Source organism: Bradyrhizobium sp. PRIMUS42, assembly GCF_023006515.1.
Classification (GTDB): domain Bacteria; phylum Pseudomonadota; class Alphaproteobacteria; order Rhizobiales; family Xanthobacteraceae; genus Bradyrhizobium.
In genome coordinates, this window is the sequence record NZ_JALBGZ010000303.1 from 1 (window position 1) to 7,145 (window position 7,145).

General features: G+C 65.5%; 6 protein-coding genes. All 6 read right to left on the bottom strand.

Going from position 1 to position 7,145, the window contains the following annotated elements; all coding sequences use genetic code 11:
• Positions 1-701: enoyl-CoA hydratase-related protein (locus MOV75_RS21360; RefSeq protein WP_247006541.1), on the bottom strand; the 701-nt coding region annotated here is incomplete at its 3' end.
• Positions 702-703: 2 nt separating this feature from the next.
• On the bottom strand, positions 704-1,987 hold the full coding sequence (locus MOV75_RS21365; protein ID WP_246929649.1) for an acetyl-CoA C-acetyltransferase: 1,284 nt from the start codon (positions 1,985-1,987) through the stop codon (positions 704-706).
• Entirely contained in the window at positions 1,987-4,254 is a 2,268-nt protein-coding gene (locus tag MOV75_RS21370) for an acyl-CoA dehydrogenase (protein WP_246929646.1), read from the bottom strand. Before MOV75_RS21370 ends, MOV75_RS21365 begins: the two co-directional genes overlap by 1 nt.
• A gap of 220 nt (positions 4,255-4,474) precedes the next feature.
• Positions 4,475-5,098, bottom strand: coding sequence for a flavin reductase family protein (locus tag MOV75_RS21375; protein ID WP_246929643.1), 624 nt, complete (start codon positions 5,096-5,098; stop codon positions 4,475-4,477).
• A 141-nt stretch (positions 5,099-5,239) separates the two neighbouring features.
• Positions 5,240-5,839, bottom strand: coding sequence for a TetR/AcrR family transcriptional regulator (locus MOV75_RS21380; RefSeq protein WP_246929654.1), 600 nt, complete (start codon positions 5,837-5,839; stop codon positions 5,240-5,242).
• 33 nt (positions 5,840-5,872) lie between these two features.
• Positions 5,873-7,145: efflux RND transporter permease subunit (locus MOV75_RS21385; protein WP_247006542.1), on the bottom strand; the 1,273-nt coding region annotated here is incomplete at its 5' end.

A 7,145-nucleotide genomic window follows, 5' to 3' on the forward strand; every position in this document is an offset into this window, starting at 1 on the left:
GTCAGCAAGCCTGGCCGCGCCCGCTTCAGGCGGCCGAACAGCGCATCCTTCACCGCGCCCCGGACATGGCGCTCCTGCGTCACGCTATCGACGAGGCCGAGCGATCTGGCACGGCGTGCATCGATGGTGCGCCCGGTCAGCATAAGGGACATCGACTGAACCGGATTGACCAGCGCGGTGAAGCGCGCGGTGCCGCCGAGGCCGGGATGCAGACCCAGCATCACCTCCGGGAAGCCGAAGCGCGCGCCGTCGACGGCGATGCGCGACTGGCAGGCCAGTGCAACCTCGAGCCCGCCACCGAGGCAAAAGCCATGGATGACCGCGACCGTCGGCAGCCTCAAAGCTTCCAGATGGTCGATCACCGCATGCGCGGCGCGGATGCGCGTCTCCACCATGTCGGGATCGGACGCACTCCGGAATTCGTTGACGTCGGCGCCCGCGATGAAGCCGGACGGTTTTGCGGAGCGGATCACGAGGCCGGCGGGACGCTCGGTTTCGATTGCCGCGAGCACGGCGTCGAATTCCTCCATCACCTCGGAGGACAGCGTGTTGGCGCTTGCATCAGCGCGATCGAACAAGAGCCAGGCGACGCCGTCGGCATCGCGCGTCAACTTGAAGTGCCTGTATGGACTGTCCGTCGCGGGCTTGGGTCCGAGCTCAAGGACGCGGTCGCCGAGCGCGGTCATGATCTTGGAATCCATGGTCACACCGCCTCGATAAGCATGGCGCCGCCGAGCCCGCCGCCGATGCATTCGGTGGCAATTCCGCGCCGCGTGCCAAGCCGCTTCATCGCGTTGACGAGATGCAGCACGATGCGGTTGCCAGAGGTGCCGACGGGATGACCGAGCGAGATCGCGCCGCCATCGACGTTGAGCCTGTCACGGTCGATCTCGCCAGCAGCGCCATCGAGCCCGAGGATCTCCCGGCAGAATTTGTCGTCGTTCCAGGCGGCGAGACAACCGAGCACCTGGGTGGCAAAGGCCTCATTCAGCTCCCAGGTCTCGACGTCCGTGACGGTGAGGCCGTTGCGCTGGAGCAGCGGCGTTGCCGACATCACCGGGCCGAGCCCCATAATGCCGGGATCGAGCGCCGCCCAGTTGCTGTCCACGATCGCGGCTTTCGGCGTGAGCTTGTGCTTTGCGACCGCCGCGTCGGAGGCCAGGATCACCCAGGAGGCGCCGTCGGTGATCTGCGAAGAATTGCCGGCGGTGACCTGGCCCCAGGGGCGCTCGAACACCGGCCGGAGTTTTGCGAGTGTCTCTGCCGTGGAGTCCGGACGTACGCCATCGTCATGGTCGAAGAACTTACCGTCGCGGGAGAACGCGGTCTCGACCTCGCCCTTCAGGAAGCCCGCGCCTTGCGCGTGGGCGAGCCGGCGGTGGCTTTCAGCGGCATAGGCATCGGACTGTGCGCGGGTGATGCCGAAGAGATGGCCGACCACCTCGGCGGTCTGGCCCATGTTCAGATTGGTGATCGGATCGGTCAGCCCGCGCTCGAGGCCGATGATCGGCTTGAGGTCGCTCGGCCGCAATTTGAAGGCAGCGGCCAGCTTGGCCGCCACGCCCTTGGCGGTGGCAAACCCGGCGAACCAGCGCACGCCCGAATTGGGCCAGACCAGCGGCGCGTGGCTCAGGGCCTCGGCGCCGCCGGCGAGGATCATGTCGGCATGGCCTTCGCGGATATAGCGATAGGCGCTATCGATCGACTGCATCCCGGAGCCGCAATTGATCTGCACGGTGAAGGCGACCATGTCCTCGCCCATACCGAGCCGGAGCGCGGCGACGCGGGCCGGGTTCATCTCGTCCGCGATCACGTTGACGCAGCCGAGGATGACCTGATCGAAGCTGTCGGGCGAAAACGGCTGGCGCGCCAAGAGCGGCCGTCCGCATTGCACGGCAAGATCGACCGGCGTGAACGGCCCCGGCCCCGACCGCGCCTTCAGAAACGGCGTGCGACTGCCGTCGACGATGAATACCGGTCGCGCCATCAGCTCGCCGCCCTCTGTTCACCGAGTTCCTGGAAGAACTGATGCACGTCGCCGGATTTCCTGTAAATCGGCGACAGCGCCTCCGGTGCAAAATCGTCGACCTCGATCACGTCAGTGACGGCTTTGCGGGCAACAGAGAGCTGCTCGCCTTCGGCTTGCGTGATCACGCCTTTGGCGACCGCTTCCTCCCAGTCGCGAACATGCGCAGCGCGCATGCGCTTGGCGATGGCCTCCGTGGCTGCGACCAGCTTGAACGCGCGCTCCAGCCGCGCAAAGCCGCCGTCGTCGTCGACATGGGCCAGATCCGGCGTGAGGCGCTCGCGTGCCGCCGAGGGCTCCAGCACCAGGCTCGCGCATTGATGCACGATGCGGTCGGAGGGGCCGAGCACGCGGGCGCCGAAGGGCTGAACCACGAACTTGAGGAAGGCTGCGACGAAGCGGTTCGGCAAATTGGCGAGGATCTCGGCGAGCCGGTTCTCGATGGTCCGAAACCCCGTCGCCATGCACCATTCCAGCGCGGCAAAGTCCTCCTTCTGCCGGCCCTCGTCCTCCCAGCGCTTGAGTGCGGCCGAGAGCAGATACAGCTCGGAGAGAATGTCGCCGAAACGCGCCGACAGCATCTCCTTGCGCTTGAGCGCGCCGCCGAGCGTCAGCAGCGCCATGTCGGCGCAGAGCGCGAAAGCGGCGGAGTAGCGCGAGAGCTGGCGATAGAATGGCGTGGCGTCGCCCGCATCGGGCGCCAGCGCGAAGGCACCAAAGGTCCAGCTCCGGCTGAAGGCGCGGAACAGCGTCCGGAAGCTGTGGCCGGCATGCTTCCAGAATGCCGCGTCGAACGCAGTGAGCCCGCGTTCGCGATCGGAATCGGCGAGCGCATTCATCTCGTCGAGCAGATAAGGATGCGCGCGGATCGCGCCCTGTCCGAACACAATGAGATTGCGAGTCAGGATGTTGGCGCCTTCGACCGTAATCCCGACTGGCACGACGCGGTAGAGATTGCCGAGATAGTTCTGCGGGCCGTCGATCACGGCCTTGCCGCCATGGATGTCCATGGCGTCGTCGATCGCCGTGCGCATCCGCTCGGTCGCATGCAGCTTCATGATGCCGGAGATGACGGCAGGATGAACGCCGGCATTGAGCGCCGCGCAGGTCAGTCGCCGCGCCGCGTCCAGCTGATAGGCGGTGCCGACGATGCGCGCGAGCGGCTCCTCAACGCCTTCGAACTTGGAGATAGAGATGCCGAACTGCTCGCGGATACGGGCATAGGCGCCGGTGGTGCGGGCCGCATAAGCGGCACCCGCAGCAGAGAGCGACGGCAGCGAGATGCCGCGGCCGGCGGCGAGCGCGGTCATCAGCATCTTCCAGCCTTGCCCGAGGCGCGCCTGGCCACCGATGACATAGTCGAGCGGAATGAAAACGTCGCGGCCCCGGTTCGGACCGTTCTGGAACACCTGCATCGACGGCAGATGGCGCTGCCCGATCTCGACGCCGGCCAAATTGGTCGGGATCAGCGCCACGGTGATGCCGAGCTCTTCCTGGCTCCCTACGAGGTGATCGGGATCATAGGCCTTGAAGGCGAGTCCCAGGAGCGTCGCGACGGGCCCGAGCGTGATGTAGCGCTTGTGCCAGTTGAGCCTGAGGCCAACGACCTCGCGCCCCTCGAACTCGCCCTTGCAGATGATGCCGGTGTCGACCATGGAGGCCGCGTCGGAGCCGGCTTCGGGGCTGGTGAGGCCGAAGCAGGGAATCTCGCGGCCGTCGGCAAGCCGCGGCAGCCAGCGCGCCTGCTGCTCTTTCGTGCCGAAGCGCATCAGCAACTCGCCGGGACCGAGTGAGTTCGGCACCATCACGGTCACGGCGGCCGCGATCGAGCGCGTCGAGATTTTTCGCACGACTTCGGAATGCGCATAGGGCGAGAAGCCGAGGCCGCCGAATTCCTTCGGAATGATCATGCCGAAGAATTTCTCACGCTTGACGAAATGCCAGACGTCCGGCGGCAGGTCGCGCCATTCCCAGAAGATCTTCCATTCGTCGAGCATGGCGCACAGCTCGTCAACGGGGCCGCTCAGGAACGCCTGCTCCTCGCTGGTCAGCGTCGCCTGCGGGATCTTCAGAAGCTTCGACCAGTCAGGGTTGCCGGTGAAGAGGTCGGCGTCCCACCAGACGTCGCCCGCCTCCAGCGCCTCGCGCTCGGTGTCGGACATCGCCGGCAGCACGCCGCGTGCCCAGGAGAAGATCGGCTTTGTCAGGGTGTCGCGGCGGAAGCTCATGGCTGACCTCATGCATCGGCGCGGTTGTCGGGCATTTTAGCGGAAACTGGCTGGCGGAGGCGAACACTTCGCCTGCAAAATTGACGCGGCCGGGCGGCCCCCGGGCCATAACGGCCAGGGTGCGCGAGCAGTTCCGGGAGGGGAATGCGGAGAGATGTCGCCCCATCGTCATTCCGGGGCGCGCCCCGGAATGACGATGGGGAGAGAGCGGCGGCCCGGCCTAATCCGGCCGCACCATCTCGAACATGTTTTCCGGCTTGATCTCGAAATAATCGCCGCGGCGGCCGGCCCGGACGATCGGGCGGGCGGCGGCGGTCTGGTAGACGCCGTCCTTGATCATGGCCTTGTCGATGTGGACGGCAACGACCTCGCCCAGCGTCAGCCAGGCGTCGGCCTGCTTGCCGTCGGCGCCCTTGAGGCGGATGATGTCGGACACCTTGCACTCAAAGGCCACGGGGCTTTCGCCGACGCGCGGCACGTTGACCAGCTTGCCGGGCACGGCGGTGAGGCCCGCGATCTCGAACTCGTCGACTTCAGGGGCGACATGCGCCGCGGTCGCGTTCATGTGCTTGGCGAGATCCATCGTGGCGAGATTCCAGACGAACTCGCCGGTCTGCTGGATGTTTTCGACCGAGTCCTTCCAGTTGGTGGAGGAGAAGCCGATGATCGGCGGCACGTAGCAGAACGCGTTGAAGAAGCTGTAGGGCGCGAGGTTGACGTGGCCCTTGGTGTCGCGCGAGGAGATCCAGCCGATCGGCCGCGGCGCGATGATGGCGTTGAAGGGATCGTGCTTGAGGCCGTGGCCCTTGGAAGGCTCGTAGAAATAGAGATCTTTGTCGGTCACGCGCTTGTTTCTCCGTTTTCCGTCATTCCGGGGTGGTCCGCAGGACCGAACCCGGAATCTCGAGATTCTCAGGTGCGCAATTGCGCACCGGAGTTCGATGCTTCGCATCGCCCCGGAATGACGGTCAACTCAAAACATGAGTCAGTGGCGCGGCGACAGACCCGCGATGACGAAATCGATCATCTGATCGATGGACGGGCCCGGCTTGGCGGCGCATTGGGCGATCATCTGCGGGTGGAAGAACCGCATCATCGCGGTGCAGGCGCACATCGAGGCCAGCTCCAGGTCCGGCGCCTCGAACTCGCCGGTGGCTGTGCCCTGCGCAATCATCTGACCGATCGTCGTGGTGATCAGGTCCATATGGGCGACGCAGACGTCCCAGTCCTCCTCCATCGCGATCTCGACGATCTCGTGCAGCTTGTTGTCGCCGACGTAACGCTCGGTGTTCATGCGATGGATGGTAGTGAGCAGTTCGCGGAAGCGCGGGAGTACCGGTCCGGGCCCTGCCACGATCCGCTGCGCCTCGAGCTCGACCTCACCCATCAGGCCCCGCGCCACCGAATGATGGATCGCCTTCTTCGATTCGAAGAAGCGATAGACGTTGGCGGGGCTCATCCGCAGTTCTTTGGCGATGTCGCCGACCGTAGTCTTCTGATAGCCAATCTGGCGGAACAGCCGCTCGGCCACCTCCAGAATACGGTCTCGGGTGTCGCCTTCGATATGTTCCGAAATCAGGGCCATCATTCAGGACTCGTTCGTCGGTAGTTTTCTCACTTATTCAGCCGCCTCAGCAAGCGGAATTGCGCGGGGGTCATCGCTGCCATGTTGCGGCGCGGCAGGCTGCTCGGGCGTGCCGGCTTCGTCCAGGCTCTTGCGGAACCAGAGGGCGTAGAGGCCCGGCAGGTACAAGAGCGTCAGGAACGTCGCGACGAACAATCCGCCCATGATCGTGATCGCCATCGGGCCCCAGAATGCCGAGCGCGACAGCGGGATCATGGCGAGGATGGCGGCGAGCGCGGTCAGCACCACCGGACGGGCGCGGCGGACGGTTGCCTCAATGATCGCCTCGCGCCTGGTGAGGCCGTGCGAAACATCGGTCTCGATCTGATCGACCAGGATGACCGTGTTGCGCATGATCATGCCGGCGAGCGCGATCAGGCCGAGCAGCGCCACGAAGCCGAACGGGGCATTGGCGACGTTGAGGCCGAAGGAGGCGCCGACGATGCCGAGCGGTGCGGTCAGGAACACCAGGATCAGGCGCGAGAAGCTCTGAAGCTGGATCATCAGCAGCGTCAGCATCACCATGACCATCAGCGGGAAGAGGACGAAGATCGAGGCGTTGCCCTTGGCGGATTCCTCGAACGCGCCGCCCGCCTCGATGCGGTAGGCCGGCTCGAGGTGATCAATGATCGGCTTCAGCTTCGGCGTGATCTGACCCGTGACGTCAGGCGCCTGCACGCCATCGACGACGTCGGAGCGCACGGTGATGGCCATGTCGCGGTTACGCCGCCACATGATCGGCTCCTCGTGGGCATACTCGATCTTGGCGATCTGCTGCAGCGGCACGGCCACGCCGTTACGCGAGGTGATGGTGAGATCACCGACGCCGCCAAGATCGAGACGTTCGGAGGGGGTCGCACGGGCGACCACGGCCACCTTCTCGATGCCGTCGCGAATGGTCGTAACCTGCGCGCCCGAGATCAGCATCGCGAGCGCCTGTGAGACCTCCTGCGGGGTCAGGCCCATGGCGCGGGCGCGATCCTGGTCGACGACGAGCTTGAGGTAAGGCGACTGCTCGTTCCAGTCGAGCTGGACGTCCTTGACGCTCTTGTTCTGCCGCATGACGTCGCGAACCTGGTAGGCGATCTCGCGCACCTTGTTGGCATCGGGACCGATCACGCGGAACTGGACGGGGAAGCCGACCGGCGGACCGAAGTTGAAGCGATCGACGCGCACGCGCGCCTCGGACAGCATGCCGTCGGCAGCCGCGTTCTCGATCTTGGCCTTGATGCGCTCGCGCGCCTCGACGCCCTTGGCGACGATGACG